We start from the raw sequence: 20,435 nt of genomic DNA on the forward strand, positions 1-20,435 counted from the left end.
GTGGGGCCGCCCGGTGGGGGTCTACGCGCCGCGCCAGACGTTGGCGAAGGCCGCGTCCTCGATGGCGCGGCGCTGGCGGACGGCCTCCAGTTCCATCACCGCGTCGTGGACGGCGGCGAGAACGGTGAGGACGGCGTCGTCGGTGACGCCCGGTTCCGCGCTCATCTCGTCGCGGATGCCGACCGCCGCGGCGAGGGTGAGCAGCACCGGCTCGTCGGCCGCCCAGCGGTAGGCCGCGCGGCGCCGTGCCCCGGTGTCGCTGAGGACCGTGCGGCCGCCCCGGAAGGGCAGCCAGCGGCTGCGCTCCCAGGTGACCTGGCCCTCCTGTTCCAGGGCGGTCATATAGGCCCTGGCCAGGCCGCGCCCGCGCCGCCAGAGCCAGTCCTCCAGGCTCTCGTAGGGCACCTGGCGCACCAGCGAGGAGGCGGCCTCGGCCAGCAGCGGGTCGCCGAGCTCCGGCAGGAGCCGCGGCACGATCCGGTCGCCGTCCAGCTCCAGCAGTTCGGCCCGCAGAAGGTCGTACGCCTCGGCGCCGGCCAGCGCCAGGGAGAGGTCCCCGCGCTCGGGCGGCCGGCTCGGTTCCACGTCCAGGGCGACGATCATCAGGTCACGCGCTGTGCTCATTACGCTCCCCGTCGAGGAGGTGCCCGCCGCTGCGCCACCGGCACGCAGAACGCGACGTTTCGTGCTTCCCGTACGCCCCGACTTTAGCGCGGGGCGTACGGCGCGTGTCATCCGTACAGCGGCGGGCGTTCGGGCAGTTCCACCTCCACCCGGCCGCCCTCGGTCAGTGAGCGCACGCCCGCCGCGCAGACCGCGGCCGCGGCGAAGCCGTCCCAGGCGCTGGGCCCGGTGGGTGTGCCGTGGCGGACGGAGTCGATCCAGGTCTGCACCTCGCGGTCGTAGGCGTCCTCGAAGCGTTCGAGGTAGTCCTGGGCGATGATGCCGCCCCAGCGGCCGTCCGTCTGGGTGACCATCGCGTGGCCGTCGCCGACCTGGGCCGTGCCGCGCTCGCAGACGGCCTCGGCCCGCACCTGGTAGCCGAAGCCGCAGTTGACGAAGACCTCCACGTCGGCGATGGCGCCGCCGTCCGTCTCGAGGACGACGAACTGCGGGTCCTGGAGGCCGCCGGGGGCGTCGCGGGACGGCCTGGGGCGCAGGACGGTCACCGCGGTGATCTCCTGGCCGAGCAGCCAGCGGGTCGCGTCCGCCTCGTGCGCGAGCGAGTCGCCGATGAGCAGGTCGCTGGTCCAGCCGGGTGGGGAGGCCACGTTGCGGTGCCGCTGGTGGAGCAGCAGCGGGCGGCCCAGCCGGCCCGTCCGCAGGAGCTGTTCGAGCCGCAGGTACTCGGCGTCGTAGCGCCGCATGAAGCCGACCTGGATGCGCCGCCGGCCGAGCCGCCGCTCGGCTTCGAGCACGCGCAGGGCGGAGGCCGGGTCAGGGGTGAGGGGCTTCTCGCACAGGACGGGGAGGTCGTGGGCGAGGGCGGCGAGCAGGGCCGCCTCGTGGGCCGGGCCCGGCGAGGCCACGAGCACCGCGTCCACGTCGGCGGCGGCCAGCGCGGCGGCCGGGTCGGTGTGCGCGGCGCAGCCGCCGGCGCGGGCCGCGACGGCCGCTGCGCGTTCCGCGTCCAGGTCCACGACGGCGCTCACCCGGGCGCCGCTGACGACCTCCTGGATCCGGCGCACATGGTCGGCGCCCATGCGGCCCACGCCGATGACGGCGACGTTCAGAGTCGATGACCGGGTCATCGTCGTACCTCTCCTCGGCGTCCGGGCGTCGTCACGTCCTGGACCTCCGTGCCTTTCCCGGGAGGGTCAGGCGCCGCAGGACCGCAGGAACCTGCGCGTGCGGACCGCGATGGGCAGGGGCCTGTCCGGCTCGCACGGGTACATGTCCTGCTCGACGATCGCGAAGAGGTCCACGCCGAGTCCCTGCGCGGCCGTCAGGACCGGTTCCAGCGCCGGCACCCCGGCCGGCGGCTCACACATCACGCCCCGCTGGACCGCGGGACCGAACGGCACCTCGTTCGCCACCACCTCGGCGAGGATCTCCGGGTCGACCTGCTTGAGGTGCAGGTAGCCGATGCGTTCGCCGTAGGTCTCGATCAGCTTGACGCTGTCGCCGCCGCAGTAGGCGTAGTGCCCGGTGTCCAGGCAGAGGTTGACGAGACCGGAGTCGGTGGAGTCGAGGAAGCGCTCGACGTGGGCCTCGGTGTCGATGTGGGTGTCGGCGTGCGGGTGGACGACGATGTCGAGGCCGTATGTCTCCCTGACCTGACGGCCGAGCCGTTCCATGCCCCGGGTCAGGTGTGTCCACTGCTCGCCGGTCAGCTCGGGCTGCTCCAGGATCTCGGCGGTCTTGTCGTCGCGCCAGAAGGAGGGGATGACGACGAGGTGGCGTGCGCCCATGGCCCGGGTGAGTTCGGCGACCTGGCTGACGTGCTCCCAGGTGGACTCCCACACCGACGGGCCGCGGTGCAGGCCGGTGAAGACGGTGCCCGCCGAGACCTTCAGGTCGCGCCTGGCCACCTCGTCGGTGAGCCGGGCCGGGTCGGTCGGCAGATAGCCGTAGGGGCCGAGTTCGATCCAGGAGTAGCCGGCCTCGGCCACCTCGTCGAGGAAGCGTTCCCAGGGCACCTGCGCGCGGTCGTCGGGGAACCAGACGCCCCAGGAGTCGGGGGCGGAGCCGACCCGGATGCGGTCCAGCACGGGGGCCATGTCATCAGTTCCCTTCGGTGAGTTCCGGTGCGGACGCGGTGGGCGCGGCGAGGTCCTCCGCCTCCGGGAGCTCCTCGGTGTCGACACCGCGGACCTGCGACAGCTCGTGCTTGAGGGCGGCGAGTTCGGTGCCGCCCGCCATGTGGTGGGTCAGCTCCTCCAGACCGACCTCGCTGCGGCCCGCGCTGAGTTCGAGGGTGCCCAGGCGCAGCACGCTGAAATGGTCGCCGACCATATAGGCGTGGTGGGGGTTGTGGGTGATGAAGATGACGCCGAGGCCTCGGTCGCGTGCGGCGGCGATGTACTTCAGCACGACACCGGACTGCTTGACGCCGAGGGCGGCGGTGGGCTCGTCCAGGATGAGGACGCGGGCGCCGAAGTGGACGGCGCGGGCGATGGCGACGCACTGGCGCTGCCCGCCGGAGAGCGTGCCGATGGGCTGTTCCAGGTCGTCCAGGACGATGCCCATGTTGCGCAGTTCGTCGTCCGCGGTCCGTTTCATCCGGGCGATGTCGAGGCGGCGTACGGGCCAGGGGCCCCGGGTCAGCTCGGAGCCCAGGAAGAAGTTCCGCCACACGGGCATGAGCGGGACGGTCGCCAGGTCCTGGTAGACGGTGGCGATGCCCCGGGCGAGGGCGTCGCGCGGGCTGGAGAAGCGGACCGGTTCGCCGTCGACGAGGAACTCGCCCTCGGTGTGCTGGTGCAGTCCGGAGACGATCTTGATGAGGGTGGACTTGCCGGCGCCGTTGTCGCCGAGGACGCAGGTGACGCGTCCGGGGCGGACGGCGAGGTCGACGCCGTGCAGGGCGCGGATGTTGCCGTAGGACTTGCCGGCTCCGCGCAGTTCGACGACGGGCCCGTCGTGCGCGGGCGGGGTGTCGGGGAGGACGGCTCCGTGGGTCGCCGCCTTGTCGCTGGTCATGTCGGTCACCTCCGGGTCGCCGTGCGCCGTACCCACAGATTGATGAGGACGGCGCCGAGCAGCATCACGCCGAGGAAGGCCTTGAACCAGTCGGGGTTCCAGCCCGCGTAGACGATGCCCTGGTTCACCATGCCGAACATGAAGGCGCCGAAGACGGGACCGATGGCGGAGCCGTAGCCGCCGGTGAGCAGGCAGCCGCCGATCACGGCGGCGGCGATGTAGATGAGCTCCTGGCCGACGCCCTCGCCGGACTGCACGGTGTTGAACGAGAAGAGCTGGTGCATTCCCACGAACCAGGCGCCGAAGCCGACCAGCATGAACAGGGTGATCTTGGTGAAGGTGACGGGCACGCCGACCGCGCGGGCGCTGTCCTTGTTGCCGCCGACCGCGAAGATCCAGTTGCCGTACTTGGTACGCAGCAGGACCCAGGTGGCCAGTGCGGCGAAGACCAGCCACCACACCACCGTGATCTTCACCTCGACGCCGCCGACGTCGAAGGACGAGGCGAAGACCGCCTTGGCCTGCCCGAAGCCGTCCATGTCGCTGATGTCGTCGGTGGCCACGTTGCCGGTGACCAGTTTGGTGACGGCGAGGTTGACACCCTGGAGGATCAGGAAGGTGCCGAGGGTGACCAGGAAGCTCGGCAGGCCGGTCTTCACCAGCAGCCAGCCGTTGAAGGCGCCGATGCCCAGGGACACCGCCAGGGCGACGATCACGCCCACCCACACGTTCATGGTGAGCTGGTAGCTGAGCATGCTCGCGGTGAGCGCCGAGGTGATCACGGCGACACCCGAGGAGAGGTCGAACTCCCCGCCGATCATCAGCAGCGCCACCGGCAGGGCCATGATGCCGATGGTCGACGACTGGTACAGGACCGTCGCCATGGAGCCGCCCTGACGGACCGAGGGCGCGGCGACGAGGAAGAACACGAGCACGGCGACGGCGCCGAGGAAGACCCCGACCTCCGGGCGGGCCAGCAGCCGCAGCGCCATCGGGCGCCGTACGGTGCGGCCGTCGGTCTGCTGGGAGCCGGGAGCCGGCGGTGCGCTCACCGCCGGCGCGGCCTGTGGGGACATGTCGCTCACCGGGTGCCCTTCGCGGCGAACCCCGCGATCTGCTCGACGTTGGACTTGTCGACGAAGGCCGGTCCGGTCAGCACCGGCTGCTCACCGCCGCCGCTGTAGTTGCCGTTGTTCTTGTACAGCCACAGGCCGTCCACGGCCAGGTAACCCTGGAGGTAGGGCTGCTGGTCGACGGCGAACTCGATGTCGCCCTTCTTGACGGAGCCGGCCAGTTCCTTGTTGAGGTCGAAGGTGGCGACCTTGGCCTTGCTGCCCGCGTCGCCCACCGACTGCACCGCGGTCATCGCGACCGGGGCGCCGAGGGTGACGACGTGGTCGATCGAGCTGTCCTGCTTGAGCTTGGCGGTGATGGTGGACTTCACCGACGGCCTGTCCGCGCCGTTGACGTAGAGGTTCTCGATCGAGCCCTGGAAGGTCTTCTTCACACCGTCGCAGCGCTGGGTAAGGCCGATGTTGCCCTGCTCGTGGATCACGCAGACGGCCTTCTTGGCGCCGACCTCGTTCAGCTTCTTGCCGAACGCCTCGCCCGCCACCGACTCGTCCTGGCCGAAGAACTCCAGCAGGTTGAGCTTCTTCCAGTCGTTCAGGCCGGAGTTGAGTCCGACGACGGGTATGCCGGCCTGCTCGGCCTTGGCCAGCACGCTCCGCATCGCGTCCGGCTTGGCGAGGGTGACGGCGATGCCGTCGACCTTCTGGTCGATGGCGTTCTGGACGAGGTTGGCCTGGGTGCCCGCGTTGGGGTCGGCGGAGTAGACGAGCTTGATGTTGTCCTTGGCGGCGGCCGCCTCCGCGCCCTTGCGGACGATGTCCCAGAAGGTGTCGCCGGGCGCCTGGTGGGTGACCAGCGCGACCGTCATCCGGGGCGTGGTGGCCTTGCCCGCGGCGCTGCCGCCGTCCCCGCCGTCCTCGGCCTTCTTTCCACCCGAGCCGCTGGAGCAGCCGGCGAGAGCCAGGGCCGCCATCGCGGCCACGGCCACGAAGGGGGCGACTCTGCGGGAGCGGCGAGAAGAGCGGTCCATCTTTCCTGCACCTCACTGTGGCTGGGGAAAAGCTCGGGTGGAACTGGTTGGAACTTAGGGGAACTTGGGGGAACTTGGGAAAGCTAGGGCATCGGAGGGGTCCGGGCCCAGGGTCGGCGAGGACGAATCCAGGGCCAGGTGCCGCTTGCGCGACTGGTGCCGTTGCGACCGGATCCAATCCCGTGACACGCCCGCTGTCAATACTTTGTCAAGACATCTGTTCTACGACCTAGTCCGAATGTAAGAACAAACGCTTGACAGTGCGGCCCTCCGGGTCCTACATCTGGGAGGGCGGCAGGCCCCGGGATCCGCATCCCGTCACAGGGCCCCCTGGGATCCGCACCCCAGCCCAGCTCGAGGAGCGTCGCGCATGCCAGAGCCCGTTGAGTCCGCCGAGTCCGTCCCGTCCCTGGACCTGATCACCATGGGACGCATCGGCGTCGACCTCTACCCCCTGCAGTCGGGCGTGCCCCTGGCGCAGGTGGAGACCTTCGGCAAGTTCCTCGGCGGTTCCGCGGCCAACGTGGCCGTCGCCGCGGCCCGGCTCGGCCGCTCCACCGCGGTGATCACCCGCACCGGCGACGACCCGTTCGGCGCGTATCTGCACGAGGCGCTGAAGGGCTTCGGCGTCGACGACCGCTGGGTCACGCCGGTCGCCGCGTACCCGACCCCGGTGACCTTCTGCGAGATCTTCCCGCCGGACGACTTCCCCCTCTACTTCTACCGCCGGCCCAAGGCCCCCGACCTGGAGATCCACCCCGGCGAACTGGACCTCGCGGCCATCCGCGCGGCCCGGATCTTCTGGATCACCGGCACCGGTCTGAGCGAGGAGCCGAGCCGCTCGGCCACGCTCGCCGCCCTGGCCGCGCGCGACAAGGCGGGCACCACCGTCTTCGACCTCGACTGGCGCCCCATGTTCTGGCCGGATCCTGCCGGGGCCCGTCCGTACTATGCCGAGGCGCTGCGGCACGCCACCGTGGCGGTCGGCAACGTCGACGAGTGCGAGATCGCCACCGGCGTACGCGAGCCGGAGGCGTGCGCCGAGGCGCTGCTTGCGGCCGGTGTGGAACTGGCCGTCGTCAAGCAGGGCCCCAAGGGCGTCCTCGCCGTGCACCGGGACGGCAGCCGGGCCGAGGTCCCGCCGGTGCCCGTCGAGGTCGTCAACGGCCTCGGCGCGGGCGACGCGTTCGGCGGCTCGCTCTGCCACGGCCTGCTGTCCGGCTGGGACCTGACGACGACCATGCGGTACGCCAACGCGGCCGGCGCCCTCGTCGCCTCCCGCCTCGCCTGCTCCGCCGCGATGCCCACCCGTGCGGAGGTCGACGACCTCCTCGCGCGAGCCACTGCCTGAACGGAGCCTCCTCTTGAGCCTCAGCATCCCCGACCTGACCGCGGTCCGCGCCCGGCACCCCGAGGCCGTCGCGGAGGCGGCCGCGCGCCGGGTGCGCCGCCCGCTGATCGGCGACAGCGGCCGGCTGATGATCGTGGCCGCGGACCACCCCGCGCGCGGCGCGCTCGGCGTCGGCGGCCGCGGACTCGCCATGGCCAACCGGGCCGACCTGCTGGAACGCCTGTGCGTCGCGCTGTCGCGGCCCGGCGTCGACGGGGTGCTCGCCACCGCCGACGTCCTGGAGGACCTGCTGCTGCTCGGGGTGCTCGACGGCAAGGTCGTCATGGGCTCGATGAACCGCGGCGGCCTGTCCGGCGCCTCCTTCGAGATGGACGACCGCTTCACCGGGCACCGCCCCCGCGACATCGCCCGGTTCCGCTTCGACGCGGGCAAGCTGCTGCTGCGCATCGACTACGACGACCCCGGCTCACTGACCACCATGGAATCCACCGCGCGGGCCGTCGACGAGATGGCGGAGCTGCGCCTGCCGGTCTTCGTCGAGCCGTTCATCGCCCGCCGCTCCGGCGGCAGGGTCGCCAACGACCTGTCCGCCGAGGCCGTCACCCGCTCCATCGCCATAGCGTCGGGCCTGGGCGGCACCTCCGCCTACACCTGGCTGAAACTGCCCGTCACCGAGGACCCGGACGACATGGCCGAGGTCCTGCGGACCTCCACGCTCCCGGCCGTGCTGCTCGGTGGCGAGATCGGCGACGACCAGGAGGGCGCCTATGAGCGCTGGCGCAAGGCGCTCAGGCTCCCCACCGTGCAGGGCATGGTCGTCGGCCGGTCGCTGCTCTACCCGGCCACGGGCAGTGTGGAGAACGCGGTCGACACGGCGGTGAGCCTGCTGTGACCGGCCCCTTCCCGAGCGGTCCCGCCCCTTCTCGTCCGTAACCCGCCGCGCTCCAGCCGCGACAAGGAGGCATTTCGTGACCAGCCCGTACCACCTCCCCGCCGGAAAGGCCGTCAGTGGGCCCTACGCGGTGGACGTGAGCCCGGAGTCCGCCGGCTGGGGCCACTCCAGTCTGCGCGTCCTGGAACTGCCGCCGGGCGGCTCGCAGACCTTCGACACCGGCGACAGCGAGTGGATCGTGCTGCCGCTCGCCGGTGGCTGCACGGTCGTGGCCGACGGCGACCTCGGCAGTGACACGTTCCGACTCACCGGCCGCGACAGCGTGTTCAGCGGCGTGAGCGACTTCGCGTACGTACCGCGCGACGCCCGCGCGACCGTCTCGTCGACCGGCGGCGGACGGTTCGCGCTCACCGGCGCCCGCTGCACCCGGCGCCTGCCCGCCCGCTACGGTCCGGCCTCCGGCGTACCGGTGGAGCTGCGCGGCACCGGCACCTGCTCCCGCCAGGTCAACAACTTCGCCGCGGCTGACGTCTTCGAGTGCGACAAGCTGATCGCCGTCGAGGTGATCACCCCCGGCGGCAACTGGTCCTCCTTCCCGCCGCACAAGCACGACGAGCACCGGCCGGGCGAGGAGTCGGTCCTGGAGGAGGTCTACTACTTCGAGTTCGCCGACCACGACGGCACCCCCGGCCTCGGCTACCAGCGGGTCTCCCCGTCCGGTCCGGGCCGGGAGACGGACGTGCTGGCCGAGGTGCGCGGCGGTGACGTGGTCCTGATCCCGGACGGCTGGCACGGGCCGTCGATGGCCGTGCCCGGCCACCACATGTACTACCTCAACGTCATGGCGGGACCGGACGACGAGCGCGCCTGGCTGATCTGCGACCACCCCGACCACGCCTGGATCCGGGGCACCTGGCCCGAACAGCCCGTCGACCCCCGTCTGCCCCTGTACACCGCCCCTTCCCCGTGAGGTCACGATGAGCCACTCCACGATCCGCCTCACCGCGGCCCAGGCCCTGGTGCGGTTCCTCGCCGCCCAGTACACCGAGCGGGACGGCGTACGGCACCGGCTGATCGCCGGCACCTGGGGCATCTTCGGCCACGGCAACGTGGCCGGCCTCGGACAGGCGCTGATGGAGGCCGGCGAGGACGTCATGCCGTACCACCAGGGCCGCAACGAGCAGGCCATGGTGCACGCTGCGGTCGGGTACGCCCGGCAGCGCGGCCGGCTGTCCACGCAGGCGGTCACGACGTCCATCGGCCCCGGCGCCACCAACCTCGCCACGGGTGCGGCCCTGGCCACGATCAACCGCCTCCCGGTGCTGCTGCTGCCCGGCGACTACTTCGCCTCGCACGCCGCCGACCCGCTGCTCCAGCAACTGGAGCACCCCGTCGAGGCGGACGTCTCGGTCAACGACACCCTGCGCCCGGTCTCCCGCTGGTTCGACCGGATCACCCGCCCCGAGGCCCTGATCCCCTCTGCCCTGAACGCCATGCGGGTGCTCACCGACCCGGCCGAGACCGGCGCGGTCACCCTCGCGCTGCCGCAGGACGTGCAGGCGGAGGCCTTCGACTGGCCGGAGGAGTTCTTCGGCGAGCGGGTGTGGCGGGTCCGGCGCCCGGCCCCGGACCCGGCCGAACTCGCCGACGCGGTAGGGGCCGTGCGGGCCGCCCGGCGCCCGCTGGTCGTCGCGGGCGGCGGCGTCCACCACAGCGGGGCCGAGGACGCGCTGAAGGCGTTCGCCGACGCCACCGGCATCCCGGTCGCCTCCACCCAGGCGGGCAAGGGCTCGCTGCGCCACGACCACCCGGCCGACCTCGGCGGCATCGGCCACACCGGCACGGCCGTCAGTGACGACCTGGCCCGCACCGCGGATCTGATCATCGGCGTCGGCACCCGCTACACCGACTTCACCACGGCCTCCGGCACGCTCTTCCAGAACCCGGAGGTCCGGTTCGTCAACCTCAACGTCACCGCGTTCGACGCGCACAAGCTGGCGGCCACCACGCTCGTCTGCGACGCGCGGACCGGTCTCACGGCGCTCACGGAGGTGCTGTCCGGCCACCGCGTGGACGCCGCGTACGAGGCGGAATACCGCGCGGGCAAGGAGCGCTGGGAGCGGGTGGTCGAGGCGGCGTTCGGCGCCGGTGACGACAGTGCCGTACCGACCCAGAGCCAGGTGCTCGGCGCCCTGGACTCGGTCGTGGGCGACGACGACGTGGTGATCAACGCGGCCGGTTCCCTCCCCGGTGACCTGCACAAACTGTGGCGGGCCCGCTCCCCGCGCCAGTACCACCTGGAGTACGGCTACTCCTGCATGGGCTACGAGATCCCGGCCGCGATCGGCGTCCAGCAGGCCGCGCCGGACACGCCCGTGTGGGCGCTGGTCGGCGACGGCACCTATCTGATGATGCCGACGGAGATCGTCACCGCAGTCCAGGAGGGCCTGCCCGTCAACGTGGTGCTGGTGCAGAACCACGGGTACGCCTCCATCGGCGGCCTTTCGGAGTCGGTGGGCGCCGAGCGCTACGGCACCGCCTACCGTTACCGGGCCGCCGACGGCTCCTTCACCGGCGCGCCCCTCCCCGTGGATCTCGCCGCCAACGCCGCCAGCCTGGGCATGGAGGTGCTGCGCGCCAAGACGGTCGGCGAGCTGCGCCAGGCGCTCGGCGCGGCCCGTGCCTCCGACCGCCCGACGTGCGTCCACGTCGAGACCGACGTCGAGCGCCCCGCCCCGGCCGCGCCCCCGGCCGAGGCCTGGTGGGACGTGCCGGTGGCCGAGGTGGCCGCCCGTGAGCCCGCCGTCCGGGCCCGGGCGCGCTACGACCGCGAGGTGGCCGCCCGCCGCCGTCATCTGTGACCGTGCCCCGGCCTGTTCGCGCCCGTGTCCCACCAGACCCGACCCGAAGGGGGTGCCACTGTGGCGACGACCGGTGACCGGTCCCGTCCCGGGACCGTCTGCGCGCTCGACTCCCTGGACTTCGCCCTCGACCGGGGCAGTCCGGTACCGCTGTACTACCAGTTCGCCCAGCAACTGGAGGCCGCGATCGAACGCGGTCTCCTCACCCCGGGGAACCTCCTCGGCAACGAGATCGACCTGTCCACCCGCCTGGGCCTGTCCCGCCCCACGGTCCGCCAGGCCATCCAGTCCCTGGTCGACAAGGGCCTGCTGGTGCGGCGGCGCGGGGTGGGCACGCAGGTGGTGCACAGCCGGGTCAAGCGCCCTCTGGAGCTGAGCAGTCTCTACGACGACCTGGAGACGGCCGGGCAGGCCCCCACCACACTCGTCCTGCGTAACGAGCGCGAGCCCGCGACCGCCGAGGTGGCCGCCGCGCTCGGCCTCGCCGAGGGCGCCGAGGTCACGGCGCTGGAACGGCTGCGCTTCACACACGGCCAGCCGGTGGCGTACCTGTGCAACCACCTGCCGGCGGCCCTGCTCGAACCGGCCACCGCCCGGCTGGAGTCGACGGGCCTGTACCGCATGATGCGCTCGGCGGGCATCACCCTGCACAGCGCCCGCCAGACCATCGGCGCCCGCACGGCCACCCCCGAGGAGGCCCCCCTCCTCGACGAACACCAGGGCGCCGCCCTCCTCACCATGCACCGCACGGCCTACGACGACACGGGCCGCGCGGTCGAATACGCCCACCACGTGTACCGCGCGTCCCGGTACACCTTCGACTTCGAGCTGCTGGTGAGGTCGTGAGGTAACCGCGCGCACACGTGAGAGGGCCCCGCGGGCTGTCGCCCGCGGGGCCCTTTCACACCGTCGGGACGACAGGATTTGAACCTGCGACCCCTTGACCCCCAGTCAAGTGCGCTACCAAGCTGCGCCACGTCCCGGTGCGCGGTCGTGCGGTGGGCCGCTTGATCGCGCGAACGTCACTTTACCGCACCTGGGGGGCCGGGCCGAAAACGGGCGCGGGGTCGGGGAGAATCGGCGTATGAGCGGCACTTCCTCGGGCAGCACATCCTCCGGCAGCACTCCTTCCGGCGGGCCGTCGGACGCGCGGGACCGGGACAGCGAGGGGCGGGCGCGCAACGCGCGGCCCCGGGACGGGCTCGGGCGGCCCCTGCCGTACGGCGCCGACGGGGTGCCGCGGCAGCCCGAGGGCGTGGTGCGTACGCCGGCGGAGACGGTCGCCGAGGCTCAGGCGCTGCTGGACGCGGGCAAGCCGTTCCACGCGCACGAGGTCTTCGAGGACGCGTGGAAGTCGGGGCCGCAGGGGGAACGTGCGCTGTGGCGTGGTCTTGCCCAGCTCGCCGTGGGGCTCACGCACTCGGCTCGTGGGAACGTCACCGGCGGCGCCCGGCTGCTGCGGCGGGGCGCGGGGGCCGTGGAGGAGTGGGTGGCGGGCACCGGGGAGCGCACTCCGTACGGCATCGACGCGTCCGGGGTGGTGGCGTGGGCGCGGGAGCTGGCGAGTGGGGTGGAGAGCGGGGCGGCGGGCGCTGTCGACGCGGCTGAACGTGCGCCTCGGCTGAGCGGGGGTGGGGCGTAGCCGGCGGGCTGGGTGCGCGGTGCCGGTGGCAGTCGGTGCGGCACCGGGGGACGGGTTGTCGATGCCGTACGGCAGACTCGGGGCGTGCGAAAGATTCATGTGATCGGCATCGGCGCGGGCGACCCCGACCAGCTCACTCTTCAGGCGGTCAGGGCGCTGCGCGACACGGACGTGTTCTTCGTCCTCGGCAAGGGCGAGGCGAAGTCGGACCTCGTGGAGCTGCGCCGGGACATGCTTCGCACCCACATACCGGAGGGCACGTACCGCGTGGTGGAGGCGCGTGACCCGGAGCGGGACCGGACGGCGGGCGGTGCGGACTACTCCCCCGCCGTGGGCGACTGGCGCAGCGCACGCGCGGACATCTACGAGGAGCTGATCACCGGGGAACTGGGCGAGGACGAGACCGGCGCGTTCCTGGTGTGGGGCGATCCGGCGCTGTACGACAGCACGCTCGGCATTCTCCAGGAGGTGCTGGCGCGGGGCACCGTGGACTTCGCGTACGACGTGGTGCCCGGCATCAGCAGCGTCTCGGCCCTGGTGGCCCGGCACCGCACGGGGCTCAACCGGGTCGCCCGGCCCGTGCAGATCACCACCGGGCGGCGGCTGGCCGAGGGGTTCCCGGAGGGCGTGGACGACGTGGTGGTGATGCTGGACGCCCACCAGGCCTTCCGGCACTGCGCCGACCAGGACATCGACATCTACTGGGGCGCCTACATAGGCACCCCGGACGAGATCCTCGTCTCCGGCCCGATCGCCGAGGCCGCGCCGCGCATCGAGCGGCTGCGGGCCGAGGCCCGCGAGCGCAAGGGGTGGATCATGGACACGTATCTGCTGCGCCGCCACCCCGAGGGCCGGACGGAGTAGGCAGGACCGCCCGGCCGAGGTGTTCCAGTACGGCCGTGACGTCGGGTACGGCGGTCAGTTCCGGCGGCAGCGGCGGACGGCGTACGACGACGACCGGCAGTCCGAGTTCGCGCGCGGCCGCGAGCTTGGCCGCGGTGGCCGCTCCCCCGCTGTCCTTGGTCACCAGCACGTCGACGCGGTGCGCCCTGAGCAGCTCCTTCTCGCCGGTCACGGTGAACGGTCCGCGGGCGAGCACCACCCGCGTGTCCGGGGGCATCGGCGGTTCGGGCGGCTCCACCGACCGTACGACGAAGTGGGTGTCGGCCAGGTGGGCGAAGGCGGCGAGGTCCAGCCGTCCGGTGGTCAGGAACACCCGGCGACCGAGTCGCGGCAGCAGCTCCGCCGCGGCGGCCGGCGAGTCGACCGGGTGCCAGCGGTCCCCGGGTCCCGGCCGCCATCCGGGCCTGCGCAGCACCACCACGGGCACACCGGTGGCCGCCGCGGCCCGTGCCGCGTTCCGCGTGATCGCCTCGGCGAAGGGGTGGGTGGCGTCGACGAGGGCGTCCACGCGGTGCTCGCGCAGCCAGGAGGCCAGCCCCTCCGCCCCGCCGAAACCCCCGACCCGCACGTCCCCGTCCAGCGCCCCCGGCCGCGTCACCCGGCCTGCCAGCGAGCTGGTGACCCGTACCCCGTCACGGGCCGCGAGCACCGCGGCCAGCTCACGGGCCTCGGTGGTGCCACCGAGAACGAGGATGTGCGAGGACATGACATCCGAGCGTAGGGGGTGAGGGGCGGGAGCCCGGTGCGAGGGGGAGGCAAGCGGGGCTCGGGTACTCGGAGCGTTCCCGCTCACGGCAGCCCGTGTTCGGCGAGCGGGCCCACCGACCAGCCGGCCTCGCGGCAGGTGCCGATCAGGTCGGGCAGCGCGCGGAGGGTGGCCTTCCAGGAGTCGGGGGCGGAGGCGTGGTCGGTGTCGTGCAGGAGGATCGTGCCGCCGCCGCGCAGGTCCGCGGTGACGGTCGTACGGACGGAGGCGGGCGTCGCGTCCGCCGTCCAGTCGCGGCCCCAGGCGGTCCACAGCACGGGCCGCAGCCCGGCACGCCGGGCGGCGGCCCAGCGCCCCGCGGTGAGGATGCCGTAGGGCGGGCGGTACCACCGCGGCCGGCGGCCCGCGATGTCGTGTACGGCCAGCGCCGCCCGCGCGGTCTCCCGGGCGTCCCGGGCCGGGGCCGGCAGCCAGGGGCGGCTGTGGGTCCAGCCGTGCACGGCGAGTTCGTGTCCCCGGTCCGCGATGTGCCGGGTGAGGTCGGGGCAGCGGGTGACGCTCTCGCCCAGGACGAAGAACGTGGCGCGTACGGCGAGCCGGTCCAGCTCGTCCAGGAAGAGCGGCGTGGAGACCGGGTCCGGGCCGTCGTCGAAGGTCAGTGCGACATGGCCGGAGCGGCCGGTTCCGGCGAGGCCGGGGAAGCACAGCGCCCGGAAGCGGGGCAGCCAGGTGGCCGCCGGGACGAGGTGCGCGGCCGCGACGGCGGCCACCGGCGCGAGGACCGCCGACGCGGTGCGCGCGTGACGGCTGCCGGGTCCTCCCGCCATCTGCCGGATCCCCCTCGCGGGCGCTCTGTCTGCCACCTGACGGCTGCTCCTCACGTCCTCACTTCCTCATTCATCAGGTCCTCACGGGTGCTCCGCCTGCGCTTTTCCCGGACCGGAGGCCGCGCCGACCGCCGGTTCCGCGTCCCACTTGCCCGACACGGCGGGGGAACGGGACAGGCCGACCGTGCCGGCCGCGAGGAGACCGATACCGACCGCCTCGGGCACCAGTCGGACGCCCAGGGCGATGTGCTCCCCGAACAGCGCCCATCCCAGCGCCACGCTCGTCAGTGCGTCACCGAGGGTGAGAGCGGGCTGGGAGGCGACGAGCGTGCCCGCCCGGAGGGCGCACTGCAGCAGTCCGAAGGCGGCCAGCCCGGTGATCGCCGTGGCGTACGGCGTCCAGTGCGTCGCCAGCGTGGCCAGGCCCTGCTGGTAGAGGCCCGTCACCTCCTTGAGGAGGGCGGCCGTCGCCGCGAACAGCACGGCCGAGGCCAGGCCGAGCACGGCGGCCCGGGGTGGCCCCTTGACCAGCCGCGCCACACCGATCAGCAGGAGGACCAGGCACACCACGGCGACGCCGACCAGGATCCAGCGCGCCCCCTCGGCCGTGGCACGTCCGGCGGACGGCGCGGCGGCGGCGAGGAAGACGGCCAGTCCGGCGGCCAGGGCGAGGAACGACAGCCAGGTGATCCGGGCCGGCCGCCGACGGAAGACGATGCTGCCCATCGCCAGCGTGAACAGCAGTTCGGTCGCGAGGAGGGGCTGGACGAGTGACAGGCTCCCGACGGCCAGCGCGGCGGCCTGCAGGACCGCGGCCACGGCCAGCATGGCCGCCCCGCCCACCCAGAACCGCCGCCGCCTGACCTTGACGGCATGCGGCGAGCGGACGGCGGCCGGACCCTTTCCACCGTCCGTCACTCGGGTGGCGGAGCTGCCTCGACCGCCCTCCCCGCGCCTGTCCTCCGGCGTATCGCCCGCCGTCCCGCTCGGGTGACGGGCGCCGCCTCCCCCGCCGTCCGCCGTCTCCGTCGCCGCACGCCTCATCAGGACCGAGGCCGCGGCGTTGGCGCATGCGGCGAACAGTGCGAGGACGACGGTGAGCGCGTTCACCCCGAGCGTCACCCGAACCGTGCGGCAAGGCGGCGGTACAGGGCGGGCGCGGCGCCGCGCACCCGCCCGGGCAGGCGGGTCCAGCCGGGGACGTACACCTCGTCACGGCCCCGCGACACCGCCTCCCACACCGCGTCGGCGACCCGGCTCGCCGGGACGGGCCGGGGCCGGGAGCGCCGGTAGGGCACCCCGCGGCGGTCGAAGAACGGCGTGTCGACCACCCCGGGCACCACATGGCTGATGCCGACCCCCGTGCCGCGCAGCTCGTAGCGCACGGCGTCGGCGAAGGTGCCCAGGGCGGCCTTGGCGGCGGAGTAGACGGCCTCGTCGCGGACGCCGACCGTGCCGGCCAGGGAGCCGATGATGACCACGCGGCCCGTGCCCTGCCTGATCATCTGGGGCAGCAGCAGCCGGACCAGGCGCAGCGTCGCCAGCACGTTGACGTCGAACACCTCGTCGATGGCGGGCTGCGGCATGGTGCTGAACGGCCCGGCCCACCCGATGCCCGCGCCCGCGACCAGCAGGTCGACGCGGCCGACGCTGTCGAGCGCGAAGTCCGCCAGTCGCCGTTCGGCGCCCTGCCCGGACAGGTCCGCCGGGTAGGCCACGGCCGAGGTGCCCCGGGCGACCTCCTCCAGCCGGGTGCGGTCGCGCCCGTTGAGCACCAGGCGCCAGCCGCCCTCCGCGGCCAGCCGCCGTGCCACGGCCGCGCCGATCCCGGACGAGGCGCCGGTCACCAGGGCGCCCCCGCCCGGCGCCGCGGCACCGCCGCTCCGGCCGGGCGCCGCGCTCGGCGCCGCCGCTGCCTCGACCGGCGTGCCGGAGCCGGACCGTACGCGGGAGGGGGCGTGGGACATCGGGACGCACCTCGAGGATCGGACGGACCGAGGGCCGCCGGTGCGGCCCCGGCGGTACGGGACGGCCTCCGGGGTGGTGAAGTATCCCGGAGGCTGTGCCCGAAACGTGGGACGGGCGGAAGGGTGTGCCCGTTCGTTTGACTGCGGTGGGTGAGGGTTACTCACTTCCAGTGTCGTCCGAATCGTCCGTGCCGCCACCGCTGCCCGCCGCCGCGGAGCCCGCGACGCGCCCTGTGCCCGCCCGGCCGGCCCCGACGCCCCCGACGGAGGCGGAGCGGTTGCTCGTGGTGAGCGCGAGCATGGGGTCCGGCCATGACACGGTGGCCGCCGAGCTGGTCCGCCGCGCCCGCGCCGCGGGCAAGGAGGCCCAGGTCGTCGACGTACTCGCCCTGCTGCCCGGCGGCCTGGGAAGCGGTCTGCGCGGCTTCTACCGGACCGTCGTCCGCGAGGCCCCCTGGGTCTACGCCGGCATCTACGACCTGTTCCTCGCGCCCGGCCCCCGGCCACGACCGAGCGGCACCCCGCTGGCCCGGCTGGCCGGTGGGCGTCTGCTGAGCCTGGTGGGTGAGTGGCGGCCCGATGTGGTGGTGCCGGTGTTCCATCTGGCGGCCCAGCTCACCGGTCATCTCCGGGCGCGCGGCGCGCTGCGGGTGCCCAGCACGGTGGTCGTCGTCGACTTCGCGGCGCACCGGCAGTGGCTGCACCCGGGCAACGACCTGCATGTGTGCCTCACCGACGAGACCGCCCGGGAGGTGCGGCGGGGCACCGGGCGGGCCGCGGAGGCGACGGGGCCGGTCGTCGCTCCGGAGTTCTTCGCGGCGGCGCCGGGGACCGCCGTGTGGCGGCGCAGGCTGGAGCGGCACGGCGGCGGGCGGCCCGCGGTGCTGGTCTCCGCCGGTGCCTGGGGGGCCGGCAGCCGCCTGGCCGACACGGCCCGGCTGCTCGTCGCGCACGGCTTCCTGCCGGTCGTGCTCTGCGGACGCAACGAACGGCTGCGCCGCGCCCTGTCCGGCACACCGGGTGTCCTCACCCCCGGTTGGGTGACGGACATGCCGGAGCTGCTGCACGCGTGTGCCGCCCTGGTGGACAACGCGGCCGGGCAGACCGCCGTGCAGGCGCTCGCCGCGGGCCTGCCCGTCGTCGGCCACCGCCCGCTGCCCGGACACGGGGCGGAAGGGGTGCGCCGCATGGCGGCCCTCGGCGTCTGCGACCACGCGCCCGACCCGGCCGCCCTGCTGCGCTCCCTGACCCGCCTCACGGCGCCGGGCGCGCCGCGTGAGGAACGGATCGCTGCCGGGCGCGCCCTCTTCCGCAAGGATCCGCTCGGCCTGGTCGTACGGGCCGCGGGGGCGAGCCGCCCTTCCTGAACCCCGAAGCTCAGGGCCGGTCGCCCCGGGTCTCGTCCCGCCGGAGGTCCAGGCGTCCGACGCGGGCGACGTTCTCGCGGTCCTCGGCGTCCTCGCTCGGCGCGGCGGCGAACCAGGCGTCGAGGATCTCCTTGAGCAGCGGTTCGGAGGTCAGCCGCAGGCCGAGCGCCAGCACATTGGCGTCGTTCCAGCGGCGGGCGCCGTCCGCGGTGTAGGCGTCGGTGCACAGGGCGGCCCGTACGCCCGGCACCTTGTTCGCGGCGATGGACGCGCCCGTGCCGGTCCAGCAGCAGACGACGGCCTGGGCGGAGCGTCCCTCGGCGACGTCGCGGGCCGCGGCGGCCGAGCACGCCGCCCACTGGGGGTCGTCCCCGGGGCGCAGCGCGCCGTGGGTCACCACCTCGTGGCCGCGCTCGCGCAGCAGGGCGACCAGTGAGCGGGCGACGGGTTCGGCCATGTCCGAGGAGACGGAGATCCGCATGTGCCGGAGACTACTCAGCGCGCCGTCCGGACTCCAGGGGCGCCCGTCCGTCCCGGCTCCGCCCGCCTGGGGACGTTCGCTGGTTCCGGTCACGGCACTAGAACAACGTCATCCCGAGGAGCAGCGCGGACACGAACAGAACGGCGCCGCCCACGAGGGCGGCCACGCGGAAGTGGCGGCGCAGCGAGGAGCGCAGGCCGGGTCTGCGCGGGGGCACCCGGTGCACGCTCGTGTTCCAGCCGCCGGAGTCCGCGGCGGCGCCCCCTGCGGCGGCCGCGGCGCGTGCGGGGGCGGGAGCGGCGGCGCGGCGGTGCGAGGGGGCGGCGGCGCGCTGGCTCGGACCGCGGTGCTGCCCGTGGCCCGCGCCCCCGCCCCACTGCTCCGGGGGAAGCGGTTCGGGCACGCCGCGCCACGCGCCGCCCGCGAACCAGTCCGCGGCCTGCCGGGCCGTGGGCCGCTCCTCCGGCCGTTTGGCCAGCATGCTCAGCAGATACGCCTCGAAGGCGGGAGGCAGCGCCGCGCCCCGCTGGTGCGGCGGTACGGGCGCGGAGTCGACGTGCTGGTAGAGCAGGGCGGTCGCGGTCGACGCCTCGAAGGGCGGGGAGCCGACGGCCAGGTGGTAGAGCACGCAGCCGAGGGAGTACATGTCGGAGGCCGCGCTCGCCGGGGTGCCGATGGCCCGCTCGGGCGCCAGGTACAGGCCGGTGCCGACGATCTGTCCGGTGGTGGTGAGTGCGCCGGAGGGGTCGTCGACGAAGCGGGCGATGCCGAAGTCGGCGATGCGGACGGAGCCCTGCTGGTCGCTGAGCAGGTTGCCGGGCTTGACGTCCCGGTGCACGATGCCCTGGGCGTGCGCGGCGGCGAGGCCCTCGGCGGAGTGCTGGGCCACCTGGGCCAGCCGTTCCGGTGTGAGCGGGCCGCCGGCGGTCAGCTCACCGGCGAGGCTGTCGCCCTCGATCAGTTCCATCACGAGGAAGCAGCGGTCCTCCCAGGCACCGAAGTCGAGTGTTCCGACCACGTGCGGGTGGTTCAGCCGGGCCGAGGTCTGCGCCTCCAGTCTGAACCGGGCCTCGGCCGAGGCGTCCGATCCGTCGTTCAGCAGCAGTTTGACCGCGATCGGTCTGCCGAGCACCTCGTCGAGGCCTCGCCAGACCTCGCCCATCCCGCCGCGCCCGATGACCGTCTGCAGCCGGTACCGCCCCGCCACCAGCACCCGTAGCCCCGCCCTCAAGATCCCCGAAGTCCCGCCCTCACGGCCGCTTCCCGCAGCGGGCGCGGCAGCAGCCGGGCAGCGCATACGGGTCGCGGCAACCGCGGCTCATCTTAACGATCACTCGGGGCGCTCCCGACCCCCGCCCGGCCTTACCTGACGGATTGTCCGAACAAGAAACCTTCGGAGTCCGGGGCCGGGGCCCTCCGAGTGAAAACCAGGGAGTCGATCGTCATACAAATATGGAGAGCTGATCGCGTATGTCATCGTCGCCCTACCCGGCTGATCCACTCGGGAAGGAGAGGACGAACCGTGACTCCTCTGACATGGCTGCTCATCCCGCTGGCGACGGCGTTCATGGCGAGCATGTGGGGCGTACTCGCGGGACGGCCGCGACGTGCCCGCGACGTGACGGACGTGGAGCGCTACGACCGCTTCCGCGCGGCGCTGGCCCGCGCGGACCGTACGACCTGACCGTACGGCCC

At 73.5% G+C, this 20,435-nt stretch carries 21 protein-coding genes and 1 tRNA gene; 9 read left to right on the forward strand and 13 right to left on the reverse strand.

The window, feature by feature from the left end; all coding sequences use genetic code 11:
* Positions 1–21 precede the first annotated feature (21 nt).
* The 6 genes from ACF09J_RS28995 to ACF09J_RS29020 all read right to left on the reverse strand — a co-directional run bounded on the left by ACF09J_RS28995 (position 22) and on the right by ACF09J_RS29020 (position 5,743).
* Positions 22–624, reverse strand: coding sequence for a GPP34 family phosphoprotein (locus ACF09J_RS28995; RefSeq protein WP_392308401.1), 603 nt, complete (start codon positions 622–624; stop codon positions 22–24).
* A gap of 107 nt (positions 625–731) precedes the next feature.
* On the reverse strand, positions 732–1,751 hold the full coding sequence (locus tag ACF09J_RS29000; RefSeq protein WP_392308402.1) for a Gfo/Idh/MocA family protein: 1,020 nt from the start codon (positions 1,749–1,751) through the stop codon (positions 732–734).
* Positions 1,752–1,817: 66 nt separating this feature from the next.
* Positions 1,818–2,720 carry a sugar phosphate isomerase/epimerase family protein gene (locus ACF09J_RS29005; RefSeq protein WP_392308403.1) on the reverse strand — a complete coding sequence of 301 codons (903 nt, stop codon included), beginning with the start codon at positions 2,718–2,720 and terminating at the stop codon, positions 1,818–1,820.
* A gap of 4 nt (positions 2,721–2,724) precedes the next feature.
* Positions 2,725–3,642: an ATP-binding cassette domain-containing protein gene (locus ACF09J_RS29010; RefSeq protein WP_392308404.1), complete on the reverse strand. Its 918-nt coding sequence runs from the start codon at positions 3,640–3,642 to the stop codon at positions 2,725–2,727.
* Positions 3,643–3,647: 5 nt separating this feature from the next.
* The gene (locus ACF09J_RS29015) at positions 3,648–4,718 is read right to left on the reverse strand and encodes an ABC transporter permease (protein ID WP_392308465.1); all 1,071 of its coding nucleotides are present in this window, start codon (positions 4,716–4,718) and stop codon (positions 3,648–3,650) included.
* A gap of 5 nt (positions 4,719–4,723) precedes the next feature.
* Complete coding sequence (locus ACF09J_RS29020) at positions 4,724–5,743, reverse strand: sugar ABC transporter substrate-binding protein (RefSeq protein ID WP_392308405.1); 1,020 nt, start codon at positions 5,741–5,743, stop codon at positions 4,724–4,726.
* 370 nt (positions 5,744–6,113) lie between these two features.
* Here ACF09J_RS29020 and iolC point away from each other — a divergent pair, with 370 nt between their 5' ends.
* From iolC to ACF09J_RS29045, 5 genes are all read left to right on the forward strand, one after another.
* On the forward strand, positions 6,114–7,094 hold the full coding sequence (gene iolC / locus ACF09J_RS29025; RefSeq protein WP_392308406.1) for a 5-dehydro-2-deoxygluconokinase: 981 nt from the start codon (positions 6,114–6,116) through the stop codon (positions 7,092–7,094).
* Between the two features lie 13 nt (positions 7,095–7,107).
* Positions 7,108–7,986 (forward strand): deoxyribose-phosphate aldolase, encoded by an 879-nt coding sequence (locus tag ACF09J_RS29030; protein ID WP_392308407.1) that lies wholly within the window; start codon positions 7,108–7,110, stop codon positions 7,984–7,986.
* A 76-nt stretch (positions 7,987–8,062) separates the two neighbouring features.
* On the forward strand, positions 8,063–8,956 hold the full coding sequence (gene iolB, locus ACF09J_RS29035; protein WP_392308408.1) for a 5-deoxy-glucuronate isomerase: 894 nt from the start codon (positions 8,063–8,065) through the stop codon (positions 8,954–8,956).
* A 7-nt stretch (positions 8,957–8,963) separates the two neighbouring features.
* Entirely contained in the window at positions 8,964–10,847 is a 1,884-nt protein-coding gene (gene iolD / locus ACF09J_RS29040; RefSeq protein WP_392308409.1) for a 3D-(3,5/4)-trihydroxycyclohexane-1,2-dione acylhydrolase (decyclizing), read from the forward strand.
* Positions 10,848–10,907: 60 nt separating this feature from the next.
* Entirely contained in the window at positions 10,908–11,693 is a 786-nt protein-coding gene (locus ACF09J_RS29045) for a GntR family transcriptional regulator (RefSeq protein WP_392308410.1), read from the forward strand.
* Positions 11,694–11,756: 63 nt separating this feature from the next.
* On the opposite strand, the gene ACF09J_RS29050 is transcribed toward ACF09J_RS29045, so the two are convergent.
* Positions 11,757–11,830: transfer RNA gene (locus ACF09J_RS29050), tRNA-Pro, on the reverse strand.
* A gap of 101 nt (positions 11,831–11,931) precedes the next feature.
* Between ACF09J_RS29050 and ACF09J_RS29055 the strand changes: the two genes are divergently transcribed.
* Positions 11,932–12,489, forward strand: coding sequence for a DUF309 domain-containing protein (locus tag ACF09J_RS29055; RefSeq protein WP_392308411.1), 558 nt, complete (start codon positions 11,932–11,934; stop codon positions 12,487–12,489).
* Positions 12,490–12,573: 84 nt separating this feature from the next.
* Positions 12,574–13,353: a precorrin-6A synthase (deacetylating) gene (gene cobF, locus ACF09J_RS29060; protein WP_392308412.1), complete on the forward strand. Its 780-nt coding sequence runs from the start codon at positions 12,574–12,576 to the stop codon at positions 13,351–13,353.
* Here cobF and ACF09J_RS29065 read toward each other — a convergent pair.
* The 4 genes from ACF09J_RS29065 to ACF09J_RS29080 all read right to left on the reverse strand — a co-directional run bounded on the left by ACF09J_RS29065 (position 13,304) and on the right by ACF09J_RS29080 (position 16,892).
* Positions 13,304–14,098: a cobalt-precorrin-6A reductase gene (locus tag ACF09J_RS29065; RefSeq protein WP_392308413.1), complete on the reverse strand. Its 795-nt coding sequence runs from the start codon at positions 14,096–14,098 to the stop codon at positions 13,304–13,306. The two genes, cobF and ACF09J_RS29065, sit on opposite strands and share 50 nt — an antisense overlap.
* Positions 14,099–14,181: 83 nt before the next feature.
* The gene (locus tag ACF09J_RS29070) at positions 14,182–14,925 is read right to left on the reverse strand and encodes a polysaccharide deacetylase family protein (protein ID WP_392308414.1); all 744 of its coding nucleotides are present in this window, start codon (positions 14,923–14,925) and stop codon (positions 14,182–14,184) included.
* An 81-nt stretch (positions 14,926–15,006) separates the two neighbouring features.
* A complete protein-coding gene (locus ACF09J_RS29075) occupies positions 15,007–16,035 on the reverse strand; it encodes a DMT family transporter (RefSeq protein ID WP_392308415.1) in 1,029 nt (342 codons plus the stop codon).
* Positions 16,036–16,043: 8 nt separating this feature from the next.
* Complete coding sequence (locus ACF09J_RS29080; protein WP_392308416.1) at positions 16,044–16,892, reverse strand: SDR family NAD(P)-dependent oxidoreductase; 849 nt, start codon at positions 16,890–16,892, stop codon at positions 16,044–16,046.
* Positions 16,893–17,191: 299 nt separating this feature from the next.
* Here ACF09J_RS29080 and ACF09J_RS29085 point away from each other — a divergent pair, with 299 nt between their 5' ends.
* Positions 17,192–18,259, forward strand: coding sequence for a galactosyldiacylglycerol synthase (locus ACF09J_RS29085; protein WP_392308466.1), 1,068 nt, complete (start codon positions 17,192–17,194; stop codon positions 18,257–18,259).
* A gap of 10 nt (positions 18,260–18,269) precedes the next feature.
* Here the strand turns inward: ACF09J_RS29085 and ACF09J_RS29090 are convergent, their stop codons facing one another.
* Entirely contained in the window at positions 18,270–18,740 is a 471-nt protein-coding gene (locus tag ACF09J_RS29090) for an RpiB/LacA/LacB family sugar-phosphate isomerase (protein ID WP_392308417.1), read from the reverse strand.
* 97 nt (positions 18,741–18,837) lie between these two features.
* The gene (locus ACF09J_RS29095) at positions 18,838–19,953 is read right to left on the reverse strand and encodes a serine/threonine-protein kinase (protein ID WP_392308418.1); all 1,116 of its coding nucleotides are present in this window, start codon (positions 19,951–19,953) and stop codon (positions 18,838–18,840) included.
* 309 nt (positions 19,954–20,262) lie between these two features.
* On the opposite strand from ACF09J_RS29095, the gene ACF09J_RS29100 reads away from it, so the two are divergent.
* On the forward strand, positions 20,263–20,424 hold the full coding sequence (locus ACF09J_RS29100; RefSeq protein WP_388484567.1) for a hypothetical protein: 162 nt from the start codon (positions 20,263–20,265) through the stop codon (positions 20,422–20,424).
* Positions 20,425–20,435: the final 11 nt, after the last annotated feature.

It is taken from the genome of Streptomyces sp. NPDC014889 (genome assembly GCF_043081205.1).
Classification (GTDB): domain Bacteria; phylum Actinomycetota; class Actinomycetes; order Streptomycetales; family Streptomycetaceae; genus Streptomyces.